General features: G+C 60.6%; 16 protein-coding genes. 8 read left to right on the top strand and 8 right to left on the bottom strand.

Going from position 1 to position 17,264, the window contains the following annotated elements:
• Nucleotides 1-21: 21 nt before the first annotated feature.
• Entirely contained in the window at nucleotides 22-846 is an 825-nt protein-coding gene (gene tcdA / locus ACI2KB_RS20955; RefSeq protein WP_404637488.1) for a tRNA cyclic N6-threonylcarbamoyladenosine(37) synthase TcdA, read from the bottom strand.
• Between the two features lie 250 nt (nucleotides 847-1,096).
• Here tcdA and dapE point away from each other — a divergent pair, with 250 nt between their 5' ends.
• From dapE to ACI2KB_RS20925, 6 genes are all read left to right on the top strand, one after another.
• Entirely contained in the window at nucleotides 1,097-2,248 is a 1,152-nt protein-coding gene (dapE, locus tag ACI2KB_RS20950) for a succinyl-diaminopimelate desuccinylase (RefSeq protein WP_404637486.1), read from the top strand.
• Nucleotides 2,248-3,057, top strand: a complete 810-nt coding sequence (locus tag ACI2KB_RS20945; protein ID WP_404637484.1) for a putative RNA methyltransferase — start codon at nucleotides 2,248-2,250, stop codon at nucleotides 3,055-3,057. The genes dapE and ACI2KB_RS20945 overlap by 1 nt, the downstream gene beginning before the upstream one ends.
• 23 nt (nucleotides 3,058-3,080) lie before the next feature.
• Nucleotides 3,081-3,458, top strand: a complete 378-nt coding sequence (locus tag ACI2KB_RS20940) for a hypothetical protein (protein WP_404637482.1) — start codon at nucleotides 3,081-3,083, stop codon at nucleotides 3,456-3,458.
• Nucleotides 3,459-3,761: 303 nt separating this feature from the next.
• A complete protein-coding gene (plsB, locus tag ACI2KB_RS20935; protein ID WP_404637480.1) occupies nucleotides 3,762-6,254 on the top strand; it encodes a glycerol-3-phosphate 1-O-acyltransferase PlsB in 2,493 nt (830 codons plus the stop codon).
• A gap of 213 nt (nucleotides 6,255-6,467) precedes the next feature.
• Nucleotides 6,468-6,869 (top strand): YbaY family lipoprotein, encoded by a 402-nt coding sequence (locus tag ACI2KB_RS20930; RefSeq protein ID WP_404637478.1) that lies wholly within the window; start codon nucleotides 6,468-6,470, stop codon nucleotides 6,867-6,869.
• Between the two features lie 33 nt (nucleotides 6,870-6,902).
• Nucleotides 6,903-7,592, top strand: coding sequence for a DUF4197 domain-containing protein (locus tag ACI2KB_RS20925; protein WP_404637476.1), 690 nt, complete (start codon nucleotides 6,903-6,905; stop codon nucleotides 7,590-7,592).
• Nucleotides 7,593-7,659: 67 nt separating this feature from the next.
• On the opposite strand, the gene ACI2KB_RS20920 is transcribed toward ACI2KB_RS20925, so the two are convergent.
• The 3 genes from ACI2KB_RS20920 to ACI2KB_RS20910 all read right to left on the bottom strand — a co-directional run bounded on the left by ACI2KB_RS20920 (nucleotide 7,660) and on the right by ACI2KB_RS20910 (nucleotide 12,658).
• On the bottom strand, nucleotides 7,660-8,226 hold the full coding sequence (locus tag ACI2KB_RS20920; protein ID WP_404637474.1) for a DUF4337 domain-containing protein: 567 nt from the start codon (nucleotides 8,224-8,226) through the stop codon (nucleotides 7,660-7,662).
• Between the two features lie 250 nt (nucleotides 8,227-8,476).
• On the bottom strand, nucleotides 8,477-11,551 hold the full coding sequence (locus ACI2KB_RS20915; RefSeq protein WP_404637472.1) for an efflux RND transporter permease subunit: 3,075 nt from the start codon (nucleotides 11,549-11,551) through the stop codon (nucleotides 8,477-8,479).
• A 6-nt stretch (nucleotides 11,552-11,557) separates the two neighbouring features.
• The gene (locus ACI2KB_RS20910; RefSeq protein WP_404637470.1) at nucleotides 11,558-12,658 is read right to left on the bottom strand and encodes an efflux RND transporter periplasmic adaptor subunit; all 1,101 of its coding nucleotides are present in this window, start codon (nucleotides 12,656-12,658) and stop codon (nucleotides 11,558-11,560) included.
• 107 nt (nucleotides 12,659-12,765) lie between these two features.
• On the opposite strand from ACI2KB_RS20910, the gene ACI2KB_RS20905 reads away from it, so the two are divergent.
• Nucleotides 12,766-13,398, top strand: coding sequence for a TetR/AcrR family transcriptional regulator (locus ACI2KB_RS20905; RefSeq protein WP_404637468.1), 633 nt, complete (start codon nucleotides 12,766-12,768; stop codon nucleotides 13,396-13,398).
• A gap of 175 nt (nucleotides 13,399-13,573) precedes the next feature.
• On the opposite strand, the gene ACI2KB_RS20900 is transcribed toward ACI2KB_RS20905, so the two are convergent.
• On the bottom strand, nucleotides 13,574-14,356 hold the full coding sequence (locus ACI2KB_RS20900; protein ID WP_404637466.1) for a class I SAM-dependent methyltransferase: 783 nt from the start codon (nucleotides 14,354-14,356) through the stop codon (nucleotides 13,574-13,576).
• Nucleotides 14,357-14,454: 98 nt separating this feature from the next.
• Between ACI2KB_RS20900 and ACI2KB_RS20895 the strand changes: the two genes are divergently transcribed.
• Complete coding sequence (locus ACI2KB_RS20895) at nucleotides 14,455-15,081, top strand: energy transducer TonB (protein WP_404637464.1); 627 nt, start codon at nucleotides 14,455-14,457, stop codon at nucleotides 15,079-15,081.
• Nucleotides 15,082-15,198: 117 nt separating this feature from the next.
• Here the strand turns inward: ACI2KB_RS20895 and ACI2KB_RS20890 are convergent, their stop codons facing one another.
• Genes ACI2KB_RS20890 through ACI2KB_RS20880 form a run of 3 tightly spaced genes read right to left on the bottom strand, consistent with a single transcriptional unit; the run spans nucleotide 15,199 to nucleotide 17,105 of the window.
• Nucleotides 15,199-15,897: an extensin family protein gene (locus tag ACI2KB_RS20890; RefSeq protein ID WP_404637462.1), complete on the bottom strand. Its 699-nt coding sequence runs from the start codon at nucleotides 15,895-15,897 to the stop codon at nucleotides 15,199-15,201.
• A 45-nt stretch (nucleotides 15,898-15,942) separates the two neighbouring features.
• Nucleotides 15,943-16,809 carry a DUF72 domain-containing protein gene (locus tag ACI2KB_RS20885; RefSeq protein WP_404637566.1) on the bottom strand — a complete coding sequence of 289 codons (867 nt, stop codon included), beginning with the start codon at nucleotides 16,807-16,809 and terminating at the stop codon, nucleotides 15,943-15,945.
• Between the two features lie 2 nt (nucleotides 16,810-16,811).
• A complete protein-coding gene (locus tag ACI2KB_RS20880) occupies nucleotides 16,812-17,105 on the bottom strand; it encodes a hypothetical protein (protein ID WP_404637460.1) in 294 nt (97 codons plus the stop codon).
• Nucleotides 17,106-17,264: the final 159 nt, after the last annotated feature.

Genomic DNA, 17,264 nt, shown 5'->3' with positions numbered 1-17,264 from the left:
TCGACCCGACCGCTCCTCCGTTCAGGACTGAACCGGGTCCTGCGACTTCACCCGCTCCGACGGACGCCGCGCACCCGCCACGATTTTCTCCACGGCCTTGGTCGCCGCCACCATGCCGAAGGTCGCCGTCACCATCATCACGGCTCCGAAACCGCCCGTGCAGTCAAGCTTGACGCCCTCTCCAACGAAACTCTTCTGCAAACAAATGCTGCCGTCAGGCTTGGGATAACGCAGTTGTTCGGTGGAAAACACACACGGCACGCTGTAATGCCGGGTCACGGTGCGGGAAAAACCATAATCGCGACGCAAGGTCGAGCGGACTTTTGAAGCCAACGGGTCGTTGTAGGTGCGGTTCAAATCGCAGACCTGAATCTGTGTCGGGTCAATCTGCCCGCCCGCGCCACCCGTGGTGATGATCTGGATCTTGCGGCGCTTGCACCAGGCGATCAGCGCTGCCTTGGCGTTGACGCTGTCGATGCAGTCAAGCACGCAATCGATGTCGGGGGTGATGTATTCGGCCATGGTTTCGCGGGTGACGAAATCGGCGACGGCGTGCACCACGCAATCAGGGTTGATCTCGCGGATGCGCTGCGCCATCACCTCGACCTTGGATTGACCCACAGTGCTGGTCAACGCGTGCAACTGGCGGTTGCTGTTGCTGACGCAAACGTCGTCCAGGTCGAACAGCGAAATCTCGCCCACACCACAGCGGGCCATGGCTTCCGCTGCCCACGACCCCACGCCGCCAATGCCAACCACCGCCACATGGGACGCGCGCAGGCGTTCGAGGCCCTCAAGGCCGTACAGACGAGCGACGCCAGCAAACCGTGGATCTTCTGTGCTCATGACCAATACCCCAAAAAACCGGCGCGCATTATAGGCCTTGTACGGGATTGGGACAGCTGTTTGGTCGGGGTGTTTGCTCTGATCGTTCGACGGCGGCCTTTGATCCACTGTTTTGCTTTAAGATACCTGCCGTTTTGTAGGAGCGCGCTTGCCCGCGATGGTGGGTCAGTCAGCAATAGACAACTTGATACAGCATTCGCGGGCAAGCGCGCTCCTACAGCGTCAACACTCTCATTTGCGCGGACTTTTCATGACAGCCCCAGCCGATCTTTCGCCCACTCTGCAACTCGCCTGCGACCTTATCCGTCGCCCATCGGTCACGCCGCTCGACGCCGATTGTCAGGCCGTGATGATGAAACGCCTGGGCAATGCCGGTTTCATGCTAGAGCCGATGCGCATCGAAGACGTCGACAACTTCTGGGCCACCCACGGCACACAAGATGGCCCGGTGCTGTGCTTCGCCGGCCACACCGACGTGGTGCCGACAGGCCCGGTGAAAGCCTGGCAGAGCGACCCGTTCGATGCGCTGATCGACGAAAACGGCATGCTCTGCGGCCGTGGCGCAGCGGACATGAAAGGCAGTCTGGCGTCGATGATCATCGCCACCGAGCGTTTCGTCGCTGATTACCCGAACCACAAAGGCAAAGTCGCGTACCTGATCACCAGCGACGAAGAAGGCCCGGCCCACCACGGCACCAAAGCCGTCGTCGAGCGACTGGCCGCGCGCAATGAGCGTCTGGACTGGTGCATCGTCGGCGAGCCGTCGAGTACCACGCTGGTGGGCGATGTGGTCAAAAATGGCCGTCGCGGCTCGTTAGGCGCCACCTTGACCGTAAAAGGCGTGCAGGGCCACGTGGCCTATCCGCACCTGGCCAAGAACCCGATTCATCTGGCCGCCCCGGCGCTCGCCGAACTGGCCGCCGAGCACTGGGACGAGGGCAACGCGTTCTTCCCGCCAACCAGCTTCCAAATCTCCAACCTCAACTCGGGGACTGGCGCGACCAACGTAATTCCGGGTGATCTGACGGCGGTGTTCAACTTCCGCTTCTCCACCGAATCGACGGTCGAAGGCCTGCAGAAACGCGTGGCCGATATTCTCGACAAACACGGGCTGGACTGGCACGTGGAGTGGGCACTGTCGGGCCTGCCGTTTTTGACCGAGCCAGGCGCGCTGCTCGATGCCGTGTCCTCCAGCATCAAAGACGTGACCGGTCGTGAAACCAAGGCTTCCACCAGCGGCGGCACCTCCGATGGCCGTTTCATCGCCACCATGGGTACGCAAGTCGTCGAGCTCGGCCCGGTCAACGCGACGATCCATCAGGTCAACGAACGCATCCTGGCCAGCGATCTCGACGTGCTCACCGAGATCTACTACCAGACACTGGTCAAGTTGCTCGCCTGATGCTGACCTGCCCAATCTGCTCTGCCCCGCTCGACACAGCGGACAACGGCGTGGTGTGCCCGGTGGGCCACCGCTTCGACCGCGCCCGTCAGGGGTATTTGAACCTGCTGCCGGTGCAGCACAAGAACAGCCGCGACCCCGGTGACAATCAGGCGATGGTCGAGGCGCGCCGGGACTTTCTCAACGCCGGGCATTACGCCCCGGTGGCGAAACGTCTGGCGCAACTGGCGGCTGAACGTGCGCCTGCGCACTGGCTGGACATCGGCTGTGGCGAGGGCTACTACACCGCGCAAATCGCCGATGCCCTGCCCACCGCCGACGGCTACGCGCTGGACATCTCCCGAGAAGCGGTCAAACGCGCCTGCAAGCGCAACCCGCAACTGACCTGGTTGATCGCCAGCATGGCCCGCGTGCCACTGCCGGACGCCAGCATTCAGTTCATCGCCAGCGTGTTCAGCCCGCTGGACTGGGACGAGGCCAAGCGCCTGTTGTCGCCAGGCGGTGGCCTGATGCGCGTAGGACCGACCAACGAACACCTGATGGAATTACGTCAGCGCCTGTACGACGAAGTTCGCGACTACGCCGATGACAAGCACTTGGCGCTCGTCCCTGAAGGCATGCGCCATGCCCACAGCGAAACCCTGCGCTTCACGCTGACGCTGATCGACGGCCAGGCCCGCGCCAACCTGCTGGCCATGACGCCCCACGGCTGGCGCGCCAGCGCCGAACGCCGGGCCAGCGTCATTGAACAGGCCGAGCCGTTCGAGGTCACGGTGTCCATGCGCTACGATTATTTCGTTCGGCACTGACCGAAACACTTTACGAGGCCCCCATGCGCCAACCCGATATCGAGATTTACTTGAAAGACGCCGACGTGGACCACAAGGCGATCACCGCCTGGCTGAGCGCCGATATCGGCCCCTGCAGCGAGTGGGTCCAACGCGGCCAGACCTGGAAGTGCAAGGCAGGCGACATCCCCGTGACCTGGATTCCCAAGGCCGTGGGCAAATGGAACAGCCTGTGCCTGGACAGCGACAACACCCCGTGGGACGACGACATCGCCTGCGCCCGCGCGGCCTTCAAGGCCATGAACGTCGAAGTGCGTTGCGCACCGGGGACGTGGGTTGAGGAAGAAAGCGAAGAAGACGCCGACCGCTGGATCCGCATCAGCGCCGATGGTGAGGAAGAGATTACCTGGCGTACGTCGTAAGGCATCGCTGTCGACTGTGGGAAGCTCTATGTTGACGGGTCAACTGCATTCGCCACCAAGGCGGCTCCCACAAGGATCGCGCCGGATCCTGACCTCCTGCTCGACGCCTAACCTCTGGGAGCCGGCTTGCTGGCGAATGTGCCAGACCATTCACCCTTGTGCTGAATGACACGCCGCTCTCGCCAGCAAGTTGGCTCCCACAGGGTTTAACGCCGTGTCCTACGGCGAGCCGCTTTGCCCATCCCCGCCATATCCGGCACACTGACCGCTTCGTGGGCCATGGCCCCTCAGCGCAGAATTCGTATGACCCGTTCCCCGTTTCGCCGTCTTGTCTTCGGCACCCTGCGTCGCCTGCTGTACCTGTGGGTGCGTTCGGAGACGATCAATCAATCGTCCTTCACCCTCAATCTGGACCGCAGCCGCCCGGTGTTTTACGCGCTGCAAAGCCCTTCACTGGCCGACCTGGCCGTGCTCGACCGGGAATGCGTCAAAGCCGGTCTGCCGCGCCCGGTCCTGCCCGTAGCGGTGGGCAATCTCACCGAGCCCGCAGCGTTTTTCTACCTGACGCCGGAGCCGGACTGGCTCGGCCGTCAAGACAAACGCGGTGCGCCCCCGACGCTTGAGCGGCTGGTGGGCGCGGTGTCGCAGAGCGCCACTGAAGACGCGCAGATCATCCCGGTCAGTGTGTTCTGGGGTCAGTCACCGGACAAGGAAGACAGCCCGTGGAAACTGTTGTTCGCCGACAGTTGGGCCGTCACGGGCCGCCTGCGCAAGTTCATCACCATCCTGATTCTGGGCCGCAAGACCCGGGTGCAGTTTTCCGCGCCGATTCACCTGCGTGAGCTGGTCGACGAGAACAAGGGGTACGAGCGCACCGTACGCATGGCTCAACGGCTGCTGCGCGTGCATTTCCGCAATCTGAAAGCCGCGGTCATCGGCCCCGACATTTCCCACCGTCGCAATATGGTCAAAGGCCTGATCAACGATCCGCTGGTCAAGCAGGCCATCCTCGATGAAGCCACGCGGGAGAACATCCCTGAAGCCAAGGCCCGGGAAAAAGCCCTGCATTACGGCAACGAAATTGCCTCGGACTACACCTATACCGCCATCCGCTTTCTGGAAGTGGTGCTGAGCTGGTTCTGGAACAAGATCTACGACGGCATCAAGGTCAACCACATCGAAGGCGTGCAGGACGTCGCGCAGGGCAACGAGATCATCTATGTGCCCTGCCATCGCAGCCATATCGACTATCTGCTGCTGTCCTATCTGCTGTTCCGCAATGGCCTGACCCCACCGCACATCGCGGCAGGCATCAACCTCAACATGCCGGTGATCGGCGGCCTGCTGCGCCGTGGCGGCGCGTTTTTCATGCGTCGCACGTTCAAGGGCAACCCGCTGTACACCGCCGTATTCAACGAATACCTGCACACCCTGTTCACCAAGGGTTTTCCGGTGGAATACTTCGTTGAAGGCGGGCGCTCACGCACCGGGCGCATGTTGCAGCCCAAGACCGGCATGCTCGCAATCACGATGCGCAGCTACCTGCGCAACTCGCGTACGCCGATCGTCTTCGTGCCGGTTTACATCGGTTACGAGCGGGTGCTCGAAGGCCGTACCTATCTGGGCGAGTTACGCGGCGCGGCGAAGAAGAAAGAATCGATCTTCGACATCTTCAAAGTCATCGGCGCGCTCAAACAGCGCTTCGGTCAGGTCGCGGTCAACTTCGGCGAGCCGATCAAACTGGCTGAATTCCTCGACCACGAACAACCCGACTGGCGTACCCAGGAACTGGGGCCGGTGTTCAAGCCTGCGTGGCTGAACGAAACCACCCATCGCCTTGGTGAACGCGTGGCCCGTCATCTGAACGAGGCCGCCGCCATCAACCCGGTGAACCTGGTGGCGCTGGCATTGCTGTCCACCAACAAACATGCGCTGGACGACCAGGCACTGGTTCGCGTGCTCGACCTTTATCTGACCCTGTTGCGCAGCGTGCCCTACTCGCCGCACACCACGCTGCCGGAAGGGGATGGCCGTGAGTTGATCGAGCACGTGAAGGGCATGGACCTGTTGTCCGAACAGAAAGACGCGCTGGGCAGGATTCTGTATCTGGACGAGCAAAATGCCGTCCTGATGACCTACTACCGCAACAACGTGTTGCACATCTTTGCGTTGCCATCGCTGCTGGCGAGTTTCTTCCAGAGTTCGTCGCGCATGAGCCGAGAACAGATTCTGCGATTTGCCCGCGCGCTGTACCCGTACCTGCAATCGGAGCTGTTCATTCGCTGGTCGCTGGATGAACTGGATGAGGTCATCGATCAATGGCTGGCCGCGTTCGTGGAACAGGGCCTGTTGCGATTCGAGAACGACGTGTACCTGCGCCCGGCGCCCAGCTCGCGGCACTTTGTCCTGCTGACCTTGCTGTCACGCTCCGTGGCGCAAACCCTGCAACGTTTCTACATGGCGATCTCGTTGCTGCTCAACAGCGGCCAGCACACGCTCACCGCCGAAGAACTGGAAGACCTGTGCACGATCATGGCTCAGCGCCTGTCTATACTTCACGGTCTGAACGCCCCGGAATTCTTCGACAAGAGCCTGTTCCGGCACTTCATTCAGACCCTGCTGAATCAGGGCGTACTCACCAAGGACGAGAGCGGAAAACTGGGCTATCACGAGTTGCTCGGCGAGTTGGCCGAGGGAGCGGCCAAGCGGGTGTTGTCAGCTGAAATCCGATTGTCGATCCGTCAGGTGGCACTGCATCGCGAGGATGAGGTCCTAGATCCAGGCCCGATTGGCTGAGGCCTGATCTTGTACATTCGGGATACCGGAGCCGAACGCAGTTCCCGTGGGAGCCGGCTTGCTGGCGAAAGCGCTGGGTCAGTCAGGGATAAATTGACTGACAGATCGCATTCGCCAGCAAGCCGGCTCCCACGGGGGAAGCGAGTCAATCAGGACGATCGCGGCGTTATTTCACCGATGACGCATCCACGAAGCCACAAGGAGACTCACCCCATGAAACAGCTTTTCCTCGCCCTCGCCGCCTCACTGCTGGCCGCCTGCGCCGGTCACACACCGGACAACCTGCCCGGTACGGTCGATGGCGAAGTGTTCTACCTCCAACGCATGGCCTTGCCGCCCACCGCCACGTTGAAAGTCAGCTTGCAAGACGTCTCACTGGCCGATGCCCCCGCGCAAACGCTGGCCAGTCAGAGCGGCCCGATCAAAGGCCAGGTTCCGCTGCCGTTCCATCTGACTTACGATCAGAAACAAATCAAGCCGGGCCACACCTACGCGGTCAGCGCACGCATTGAGGTCGACGGCAAACTGCTGTTGATCAGCACCGAACGCTATACCGTGGACCTGACGCTGGAAGAAAAGCCGCCGATCAAGATCCGCGTGAACCCGGCGAACTAACACGCTTACTACATGATGAAAAGGACACTCCCCATGCTGCTTCGCACCCTCTCGTTCACTGGCCTGTGCGCTGGACTGTTGCTGTCGGCCAACGCCTTCGCACTCTCTTTGGGTGACCTGTCGCAATCCGATGCAACGGGCGGGCTGAAGGACGCGCTGACACAGGGCGCGCAGATCGCCGTCAAGCAACTGGGCGTGCCTGGCGGCTTCAGCAACAACAAGGATGTACGTATCGAGTTGCCAGGCAAGCTGGGCAAAGTGGCGAGCAAAATGAAGCTGCTGGGTATGGGCTCTCAGGTTGATCAACTGGAAACCAGCATGAACCAGGCGGCCGAGGCCGCAGTACCGCAGGCTCAGGCGATTCTGGTCGATGCCGTGAAGAAGATGAGCGTAGCGGATGCCAAAGGCGTGCTGACCGGCGGCAAAGATTCCGCGACCCAATACCTGAACAAATCCAGCCGCGAGCAGATCCGCGCCAAATTTTTGCCGATCGTCAAGCAGGCCACCGACAAAGTGGGCCTGGCGCAGCAGTACAACGCGTTTGCAGGCAAGGCAGCAGGTCTGGGCGTGGTCGATGCCAAAGACTCCAACATCGAAGGCTACGTGACTGAAAAGGCGCTGGATGGCCTATTCGAGATGATCGCCAAACAGGAAGAAAGTATTCGCTCCAACCCGGCCGGTGCTGCCACCAGCCTTGCGAAGAAGGTATTTGGCGCACTGTAATCGCCTGACCGCCAACCGACACAAAAAGCCCCGACACCGCAAAGTGTCGGGGCTTTTTGTTAAGCGATCAGAGGTGTAGCCAGGCCATGACACCCAGCAGAATGCTCACACCACCGGCGCCATAGGAGACCTTTTGCAGCCATTCCTTGCGGGTGAGCAAGGTGATCGCCGCCAGCGAAATGGCCATCTGAATTGCCATCATCGCTTGCGCCCACCGATGGTGGGAGTGCAGCACTCGCTCGGACTTCTCGTCCCATTCCTGCGCCTGAACTTCCAGCGCCTCGGCTTTCACCTTCGCCGCTTCCTTGTCCGCCTTGTAACGCTGCACCTCGGCGACGTAATGCGCGGCGTCCATTCCGGGAATGTGGCTGGCAAGGTCGGCGAGGTTTTCACGGCTGGACTTGGCCTGATAGTAATTCCACTGATTCGAGGCCTCGGTCTTCTTGATCGCTGCGTTGTTCTTGTCCATCGCCGCTTCGCTTTCAGTGGAACCGGCCTGATAACTGAGCAGCGCACCCACCGTCGCCATGATCGCGGTCATTACGGCGATCTTTCCGGCAAAGCTGTCGCCGCTTTTGTGCGCATGCTCGACATGGTGCTCGTGGGGGCTGGGGACTTCGAAAGATTCGGACATGGACTTCTATCGCCTGAAACGATGTTGACGCGGATGGTGCTTGAGCAGCCGGAGGCTGGCGGGGCGAATATAGGAGAAAACCGCCGAGGCGAGAAGCACGGCGGTGAGTTTGTTCAGGCAACAGAAAGGGAGTGCTATGGCGTGTACACGGTACTCTGCCTCCAAACGTGCCCCTGTAGCAGTCCGGCTTGCCGACGGTGACGATTTAAAAGACGCCACCGCCGGCAAGCCGTGCTGCTACAGAGGTGTTTCAGTTAGGCGTCTGCTTCTTCACCCTGAACCACGCCGCATATAGCGCTGGCAAAAACAGCAGCGTCAGCGCCGTCGCCACGATCAATCCCCCCATGATCGCCACTGCCATCGGCCCAAAGAACACGCTGCGCGACAGCGGGATCATCGCCAGTACCGCCGCAAGCGCAGTAAGGACGATGGGGCGGAAGCGGCGAACAGTCGCTTCGATAATCGCCTGCCAGCGATCAAGCCCTGCGGCGATGTCCTGCTCGATCTGGTCCACCAGGATCACCGAGTTGCGCATGATCATCCCGGACAGCGCGATGGTGCCCAGCATTGCCACGAAGCCGAACGGCTGACGGAAGATCAACAGAAACAGCGTCACACCGATCAAACCCAGCGGCGCTGTCAGAAACACCATGAAGGTGCGTGAGAAACTGCGCAGCTGGATCATCAGTAACGTCAGCACCACCACGATGAACAACGGCACACCGGCGTTCACCGAGTTCTGGCCCCGGGTCGAGTCTTCGACCGTGCCGCCGACTTCGAGCAGGTAACCATCGGGCAATTGTGCGCGCACGCCCTCAAGCGTCGGCAGGATCTGATTGACCAGGGTCGCCGGTTGCTCCTTGCCATAAATGTCGGCGCGAATGGTCACGTTGGGCAGACGATTGCGATGCCAGATGATGCCTTCCTCGAAGCCGTATTCCAGCGTCGCGACCTGGGACAACGCCACGCTGGCGCCGTTGGCCGTCGGTACTGACAGACTCGCCAACCCGCCCAGCGCATGACGCTCCTGTTCGGTGCCGCGCAACAGGATTTCGATCAGTTCGTCGTCTTCGCGGTACTGGCTGACGCTGGAACCGGTCAACTGACTTTGCAGGAAGCGCGACAGGTCGGCCGTGGTCACGCCCAAGGCCCGCGCCCGGTCCTGATCAACGTTGAGATACACCACTTTGCTCGGTTCCTCCCAGTCCAGGTGCACGTTGACCACATGGGGGTTTTCGCGAACCTTGGCCGCGACTTTGCGCGCCAGCGCCCGCACCTCGTCGATGTGCTCACCGGTCACCCGAAATTGCACCGGATAGCCCACGGGGGGACCGTTTTCCAGCCGTGTAACCCGAGGACGCAGCATCGGGAACTGCTCATCCAGCGTCTGAATCAGCCAGGTGCGCAGGGCTTCGCGGTCCTCGATGGTTTTCGCCAGCACGACAAACTGCGCAAAGCTGGCGGCAGGCAGTTGCTGGTCCAGCGGCAGGTAGAAACGCGGCGAGCCGGTGCCGACATAGGCCACGTAATTCTCGACGCCCGCGTGGTCCTTGATCATGCCCTCAAGGCGCTTGACCTGCTCTGCCGTATTGCTCAGCGACGCGCCTTCAGCGAGCTTCAGATCGACCATCAACTCCAGTCGTCCCGAGGCCGGAAAGAACTGTTGCGGGACGAAACGGAAGCTAAAAATCGACAGCACGAACAAGGCAATGGTCAGCACGATAACGGTCTTGCGCCGACGCACACACCAGCCCACCAGCGCTCGAACCTTTTTATAAAACGGCGTGCCGTAAGGGTCTGGCGCATCCGGGCCTGAGCCGTGTTTAGCCGCATGAATCCTGGCCAGATCCGGCAGCAGGCGCTCGCCCAGGTACGGCACGAACACCACCGCAGCCACCCACGAGGCGAGCAGTGCAATGGTCACCACCTGAAAGATCGAGCGGGTGTATTCACCCGTGCTGGACTGCGCGGTGGCAATCGGCAGGAACCCGGCCGCAGTGATCAGCGTGCCGGTCAGCATGGGAAACGCGGTACTGGTCCAGGCGAAGGCTGCGGCCTTGAGACGGTCGTAGCCCTGTTCCATTTTGATCGCCATCATTTCCACAGCGATGATCGCGTCGTCCACCAGCAGCCCCAGCGCCAGCACCAGCGCGCCGAGGGAAATCTTGTGCAGGCCGATGCCGAGGTAATACATGGTGGCGAAGGTCATCGCCAGGACCACGGGAATCGCCAGCGCCACCACCATGCCAGTGCGCACGCCGAGGGAGAAGAAGCTCACCAGCAGCACGATACCCAACGCCTCGGCGAGCACCTGAACGAATTCGCCCACGCTGGTCTTCACCGCCGCCGGTTGATCAGAGACCTTGCGCAGCTGCATGCCCGCCGGAAGGTTGTTTTGCAAACGCGCGAACTCGCCTTCCAGCGCGCGGCCGAGTACCAGGATGTCGCCGCCGTCCTTCATCGCCACGGCCAGCCCGATGGCGTCCTGTCCCATGAAGCGCATACGCGGCGCGGGGGGGTCATTGAAGCCACGACGCACGTCGGCCAGATCGCTGATGCGGAAGGTGCGGTCGCCGACCCGGATCGGGAAATTGCGAATTTCGTCGACGGTCTGGAAGCGTCCGGTCACCCGCAACTGCACGCGCTCGCTGGGGGTCTCGAAAAAGCTCGCTGCGACCACCGCGTTCTGCGCTTCCAGCGCCTGTTGAACCGCAGACAACGGTAGGCCAAGGGTAGCGAGTTTGACGTTCGACAGCTCGATCCAGATCTTCTCGTCTTGCAGGCCGATCAGCTCGACCTTGCCCACATCCTTCACCCGTTGCAACTGGATCTGGATACGGTCGGCGTAATCCTTCATGACCGCGTAATCGAAGCCCTCCCCCGTCAGCGCGTAGATGTTGCCGAAGGTGGTGCCGAATTCGTCGTTGAAGAATGGGCCTTGTACACCCGTGGGCAAAGTCTGGCGGATGTCACCGATCTTCTTGCGGATCTGATACCACAGCTCGGGCAACTTGGCCGAGACCAGCGAGTCCCGTGCCATGAACGTCACCTGAGACTCGCCGGGCCGCGAAAACGAGACGATGCGCTCGTAATCGCCGGTTTCCATCAGCTTCTTTTCAATCCGGTCGGTGACCTGACGCGCCACTTCCTCGGCGCTGGCACCCGGCCAGAGCGTGCGAATCACCATGGCTTTGAAGGTAAACGGCGGATCTTCACTCTGCCCCAGCTTGGTGTAGGACAACGCTCCGACCACGGCCAGAAGAATCATCAAATACAGGACCATCTGCCGGTTGCGCAGCGCCCATTCGGAGAGGTTGAAACGCATCCGTGCTTACTCCCCGCTTGCCAGTTTGATCGCGCGGTTATCGCGGTCTACCGGACGCACCTGTTCACCTTCGTGCAACACATGAACGCCCGCCGCCACCACCCAATCATTGGCCGTCAGCCCACCCAACACGGGGACGGATTCCTGGCCATAAGGGCCGACCTGAACCGGCGTGCGCTTGAGGGTGCTGTCGCTTTGCAGGCGCCAGACGTAGGTCTGCCCATTTTCAGCGGTCACGGCAGACAGCGGTACCGACAACGGCACGCTGTGATCCGAGGCAATGAACACCCGCGCACTCTGCCCCAGCTCGGCAGGGACTTTGCCCCCGGCAAAAGCGATGCGCGCCGCGAAGGTACGAGATTTAGGATCGGCTGCCGGAGACAGTTCGCGGATGCGGCCAGGGAACCGTTGTTCGCGCTGGGTCCACAGTTCGACAGACACTGGATCGCCGATCTTGAAACGGCCGAAATTCTGTTCCGGCAGGCTGATCGCCACTTCGCGCTCACCATCGGCAGCCAGCGTGAAGACGGTTTGCCCGGCGGCCACCACCTGACCCACTTCCACCAGACGTTTGGCGACCACACCATCCTGAGAGGCACGAAGCACCGCGTAACGGGTCTGATTGTCGGCGACGGTGAGTTCAGCCTTGAGCTGTTTGAGACGGGCATCGCCTGCGCGGTAAAGGTTCTCGGCGTTGTCGTACTGTGACTTGCTGACCATTTGACGGTCCATCAATGTCTTGTAACGGTCACGCTCGGAGCGGACCATTTGCAGGTTGGCTTCGGCAGCCGCGACCTGCGCGCGAGTGGCATCCAGTTGCAGGCGCACGTCTTGTGCATCGAGTTCGGCCAATGGCTGCTCGGCCTTGACCCGTTCGCCCTCCTCGACCAGCCGCTTGCTCACCTTGCCCGAGATGCGAAAGGCCAGATCCGGCTCGAAACGGGCGCGGACTTCACCGGGGTAGCTGTCCATGGATTGGGACGACGGCATGGGTTGCACTACCATGGCCGGGCGAACAGTGGCGGGAACCGAAACATCCTGGCCACAGCCGACCAGCAACGACGCCAGACCGATCGGCACAGCAAGGAACAAGGCATCGCGAAACATGATGAGGCACCTTGGCAGAGGGAGCTTTGAATAATTGTACTGGCGAGTATATTAAGAATTACCGAACTGCACAGTCCACTATTAAAACCGACAGGCTTGATCACCGAATGACCGATGCAACATCCACCACAGGCCCTGGCCGCCCGAAGGATCTGGCCAAGCGCCAGGCGATTCTGGACGCCGCCAAAGACCTGTTCGTCCGCAATGGGTATGCGAATACCAGCATGGATGCGGTCGCCGCTGAAGCCGGGGTTTCCAAGCTCACGGTTTACAGCCACTTCAATGACAAGGAGACACTGTTCTCTGCCGCGGTCGTGGCTCGCTGCGAGGAGCAACTGCCCGAGTTGTTCGTCGACATGGCGCCGAATGCATCAGTGGAAAAAGTATTGCTGGGTATTGCGAGAGGTTTTCAGACGCTGATCAACAGTCCGGAGTCCATCGAGCTGCATCGCCTGATGATCGCCTTGGGCACTCAGGACACTACGCTGTCACAAGTTTTCTTCGAGGCTGGGCCGCAACGTATCCTGCACGAAATGGAGCGTTTTCTGACGCGGGTGAACGACACCGAAGGCCTGCATTTCGATTCGCCTGCCCGCGCCGCGGGGCACTTTCTGAGCTTGATCAAGGGGGTGTGTAACTTCCGGTTGCTGATCGGCAACGCAGGTGTGCCGGATGAACAGACCGGCGAGCGGCATGTGCGGGAGGTGGTGGCGTTGTTTTTGAAGGCTTACAAAGCCTGAACGTCAGCCGCGCCGCCAAATGCATGCCCTGCATCCCCCCCGGTGGGAGCGAATTCATTCGCGATGCGGTTGTACATCCGACACATCTTCATCGGAGGTACGATCCAATCGCGAATGAATTCGCTCCCACAGATTTGCGTGCATGCCGACAAAATGGCGTCGGTGAAATCTGCAATCAGGGCTTCAATGCTTTCTTCGGGTAGATGTCATACCGGCTCGATTTGCCATCCAACGCATACCCTGGCTTCGTGCCCTCGATGCAAGGCGCCTTGCGCGGGCGTTTGACGACTACGCGGTGAGTCGCCAGCGCGAGGGCCGCTTCCAGCAACGCGGGGGCGTCCATGTCGTCGCCCACCAATGGCCGGAACAAACGCATCTCCTTCTTCACCAGCGCCGTTTTCTCACGATGGGGAAACATCGGGTCCAGGTAGATGACCTGCGGCGGCTCACCTTCCCAATTGCGCATCAGTTCGATGGAGTTACCGGTCAACAAGCGCATCTGGCTGACAATCGCGCCGACGTCCAGATCCTGCGCCGCACGGGCGAGACCATCCTCCAGCAGTGCGGCAATGATCGGCTGACGCTCGATCAGGCTCATCTCACAGCCCAGGCTCGCCAACACGAACGCGTCCTTGCCCAGCCCGGCAGTCGCGTCCAGCACACGGGGACGAACACCCGGTTGGATACCCACCGCCTTGGCGATCATCTGCCCGCTACCGCCACCAAACAGGCGTCGATGGGCGGCTTTGCCTTCCACGAAGTCCACCCGCACCGGACCCGGCGCATCCTCGCCCAGCTGCTGCAATTGCAAACCGTCATCACAGACTTGCAGTGCAAAATCGGCCTCGCCGTCCTCCAGAGGCAAACCCAGACGCTCGGCCCATCGTGCGGCTTGCTGCGCGCCATCGGCGGTCAGGGTTTCGACCCGAATGCGGCTGCCCGCTTGCTGCTCACTCATCTTTTCAACACGCTCAAATTTTCTTAATGATTGGCAACATCTGCCGATAACGAAAGTATCCGGCATTCTGCCAGACCCACGGCATGTACTGAGCGCTTATGTCAGACATTCAGAACACATCCTCAATCGGTTACTTGACGTACGTTGGCGACTACAGCGTACGCAACACCGAAACCCTGGGCGGCTCCACGCAGCTCTGGCAGGATGCGTTCGCCCGGGCAATGGCTCAGCAAGTCGACGACAACGCAGGCACAACCCCGGAATTCAGCGTTGTAGCCGCGACGGACAGCATGACTGGCGAGCCAATTGCGGGCGCCAAGACCCTGAGCAAAATCGTCGAACAGCGCGAATGCCCGGTCGAAGACAAAGAAATTGCCCCGCCCGAGCCGCTGTTTTTGCCGATTGCCGAATTTGAATGGGACCTGGCCAAACCACCCGTGCCTTTCAGCGCCAGCGAAATGATCGAACAGCAGCGCAATCTGGAAATCGACAGCAACTGGGTACGCCCGACCGTGCTCAACCCGTACGACGACAGCGTCGATCCGGGTCCAGGCCCTCAGCCTCGCCCGCTTTTCCTGCCCATTGCCGAGTTCGAATGGGACCTGGCCGACAAACCGGCCACGCCTTACAGCGCTGAAGAAATAAACGAACAACAGCGCCATCTGGAATTCGATAACGGCTGGGCACGGCCGATCGTGTTGCAGAATCTTCGTATCGCGGCTTGATAATCTAATCTTGGGCAACGCCTGTAGCAGTCCGGCTTGCCGGCGGTGGCGTCAGCGAGCTCGCTAACACCGGCAACCCGGACCGCTACAGAAACTCATGCCCGCCACCGCAACCCCCTAACGGCAGACCCGCCAGCGCCCCATGTCGACGTGAAAGTGATTCCGGTGCGCCGCGTTATAGTCCGGCCCCAGCACCGTGTTGAACTGCCGACAGGCGCCATCCCTGACTAATGCCAGAAACTTCCCTTTATCACTGCCGTCATTCCAATCCCTGAGCACCGAAATCCGTTTTCCGTCAGCCAGGCGAAACCCGGCAATGTCCAACGCATTGGCCGAGGCATGCTGACTGAGCCGCCCTACGCTACGGTTATACACGTTGCGACAGGCAAAACTGCCGAGATGATCGACCTGCGTGACGTTTTGCCCGAACACCGCTTGGGCGGCCGGTTGGAGTTCATGAATGTCGAACAGCGCATAAGCCACCGCCAGCGGGCAGCTTGAGAGAAAGCTGCTGCTCAACGCCACATCCCCGCCTTGTATGCGCAACGTGTTAGTCAGCGGGCATTTGGCGTCGGCGCCGCTGTCGGTCTGACGGCTGTAACGCAGGCTCGACGTCTGCAGCACGTGATCGCACAACGTCGGATTGCGCTGGAGGCGCCAGAGCTTGAACGACGTCAGAAGATTCGGCTGATCGCGCAGGTCCAGCGGCACCCAAGGATTCCAGCGGTCCGGAATAGGTAGCCATCCGCGCCACACCGAAATGGCAACGCTTGCGCAGGCTAAAAAGCATATGAGGAACAGGGTCGAACCGCGCATAAGCAGATTTCCACTGAGTGTGCGAGGACATGCCCACTATCGACCTCAGAGCAGCCCAAGTTGCTCCACTTCAGGCCCACGCTCCAGCTCAGGCAGGTCCGGCAGACCAGGCAGCAATGTCATTAACTGCTGATGGAAGCGTCGTGCGAGGTCCGGAGCCTGAACGTTATCGGGCGTGTGTAGGAACACGTAGGGCGTCCGCCCCTCTTCAATCCACCCTGCCACTTTCACTGCCCATTGCTTGAGGAAGCTCTGGTTGGCGTCCAGCTCCGGGCGGCCAATGAAGCGGATCTGGGGGAACTGCGTCAACGCAGCGGGCCTCGCAGGCACTTTCGGCTTTTTCGACTGTGCATGCAGCACAGCCGGATCATTGGAGATGCAACTGAACAGGGGGCGGGAATCGAGACAGATGCGTTCGACGCCGCGATCCAGCAACAGCCGATTGAGCATTCGCTCTTCTTCACCCTTGCTGAAAAACGCCATGTTGCGCACTTCAACCGCCAAGGCTCGACCTTCCAGCGCATCGATGAAGGTGGCCAGTTCCCCCAGGCGGTTGGGCGTGAAACTGGCGGGCAGTTGCAGCCACAACGGCTGAACACGCTCACCCAACGGCGCCAGCAATCGCAGGAAATCGTCGGCGGCGGTCAGGTGCTCGCGCAAATCCCCCGCGTGGCTGATGTCACCCGGAAACTTGGCAGTGAAGCGAAAATGCTCAGGCAACACCTGCGCCCAGCGCTGCACCGTCGTGTCTTTCGGGCGTGCGTAGAACGTCGTGTTGCCTTCAACGGCGTTGAAGACTTGGGCATAGAGTTCAAGAAAATCGGTGCTGCGGGCATCGGGCGGGTACAGCGAATCACGCCAGGCGTTTTCACTCCACGACGGACAACCGATGTAGTAAGGCGGATTGGCGATGTTCAAACGTGCAGATCAAGCCCCGAGACTTCGAGGTCCCAATCAACGAACGTGGACGTCGTCAGGTAGCTGCTGAGCGCGGTGGCGACTCGACGGCTCATGGCACGAGGGAAGATGATGTCCTGTTGGCGAGCAGGCACATTGGCGGTGCTGCCGGTTTGACGACGAGCAGGCTGTTGCGCGACCACTTCAACGTCGTCGATCACTTCTTCCGAGGCGTTATCGATCGTCGCCGAGCCTTTGCGGGGCTTGCGCTTGATCGGGTACGAACGTGGTGATGGACCATTAATACGCATCGATGCTTACTCGGCGTCTTGTAGTGGCAATTTAATCTCACGAAACGCACTTAAGCAAACTCGCGAACGTTAACTAGACCACAGTTATTGCAAAACGTTTAAAGCCACGGGCAGAAATTGCAGGTTTGTCGCCGAACGGTAGCAAACGGTGTGACTTGG

Origin of the sequence: Pseudomonas sp. NPDC088444 (genome assembly GCF_044900175.1) — a bacterium.
Classification (GTDB): domain Bacteria; phylum Pseudomonadota; class Gammaproteobacteria; order Pseudomonadales; family Pseudomonadaceae; genus Aquipseudomonas.
The sequence above is the reverse complement of the archived record's forward strand: the minus strand, read 5'-3'. Positions and strand labels throughout refer to the sequence as shown.

Bases quoted from the DNA above. Each gene is read 5' to 3' on its own strand.
- tcdA (WP_404637488.1), bottom strand. From the start codon at position 846: ATGAGCACAGAAGATCCACGGTTTGCTGGCGTCGCTCGTCTGTACGGC.
- dapE (WP_404637486.1), top strand. From the start codon at position 1,097: ATGACAGCCCCAGCCGATCTTTCGCCCACTCTGCAACTCGCCTGCGAC.
- ACI2KB_RS20945 (WP_404637484.1), top strand. From the start codon at position 2,248: ATGCTGACCTGCCCAATCTGCTCTGCCCCGCTCGACACAGCGGACAAC.
- ACI2KB_RS20940 (WP_404637482.1), top strand. From the start codon at position 3,081: ATGCGCCAACCCGATATCGAGATTTACTTGAAAGACGCCGACGTGGAC.
- plsB (WP_404637480.1), top strand. From the start codon at position 3,762: ATGACCCGTTCCCCGTTTCGCCGTCTTGTCTTCGGCACCCTGCGTCGC.
- ACI2KB_RS20930 (WP_404637478.1), top strand. From the start codon at position 6,468: ATGAAACAGCTTTTCCTCGCCCTCGCCGCCTCACTGCTGGCCGCCTGC.
- ACI2KB_RS20925 (WP_404637476.1), top strand. From the start codon at position 6,903: ATGCTGCTTCGCACCCTCTCGTTCACTGGCCTGTGCGCTGGACTGTTG.
- ACI2KB_RS20920 (WP_404637474.1), bottom strand. From the start codon at position 8,226: ATGTCCGAATCTTTCGAAGTCCCCAGCCCCCACGAGCACCATGTCGAG.
- ACI2KB_RS20915 (WP_404637472.1), bottom strand. From the start codon at position 11,551: ATGCGTTTCAACCTCTCCGAATGGGCGCTGCGCAACCGGCAGATGGTC.
- ACI2KB_RS20910 (WP_404637470.1), bottom strand. From the start codon at position 12,658: ATGTTTCGCGATGCCTTGTTCCTTGCTGTGCCGATCGGTCTGGCGTCG.
- ACI2KB_RS20905 (WP_404637468.1), top strand. From the start codon at position 12,766: ATGACCGATGCAACATCCACCACAGGCCCTGGCCGCCCGAAGGATCTG.
- ACI2KB_RS20900 (WP_404637466.1), bottom strand. From the start codon at position 14,356: ATGAGTGAGCAGCAAGCGGGCAGCCGCATTCGGGTCGAAACCCTGACC.
- ACI2KB_RS20895 (WP_404637464.1), top strand. From the start codon at position 14,455: ATGTCAGACATTCAGAACACATCCTCAATCGGTTACTTGACGTACGTT.
- ACI2KB_RS20890 (WP_404637462.1), bottom strand. From the start codon at position 15,897: ATGCGCGGTTCGACCCTGTTCCTCATATGCTTTTTAGCCTGCGCAAGC.
- ACI2KB_RS20880 (WP_404637460.1), bottom strand. From the start codon at position 17,105: ATGCGTATTAATGGTCCATCACCACGTTCGTACCCGATCAAGCGCAAG.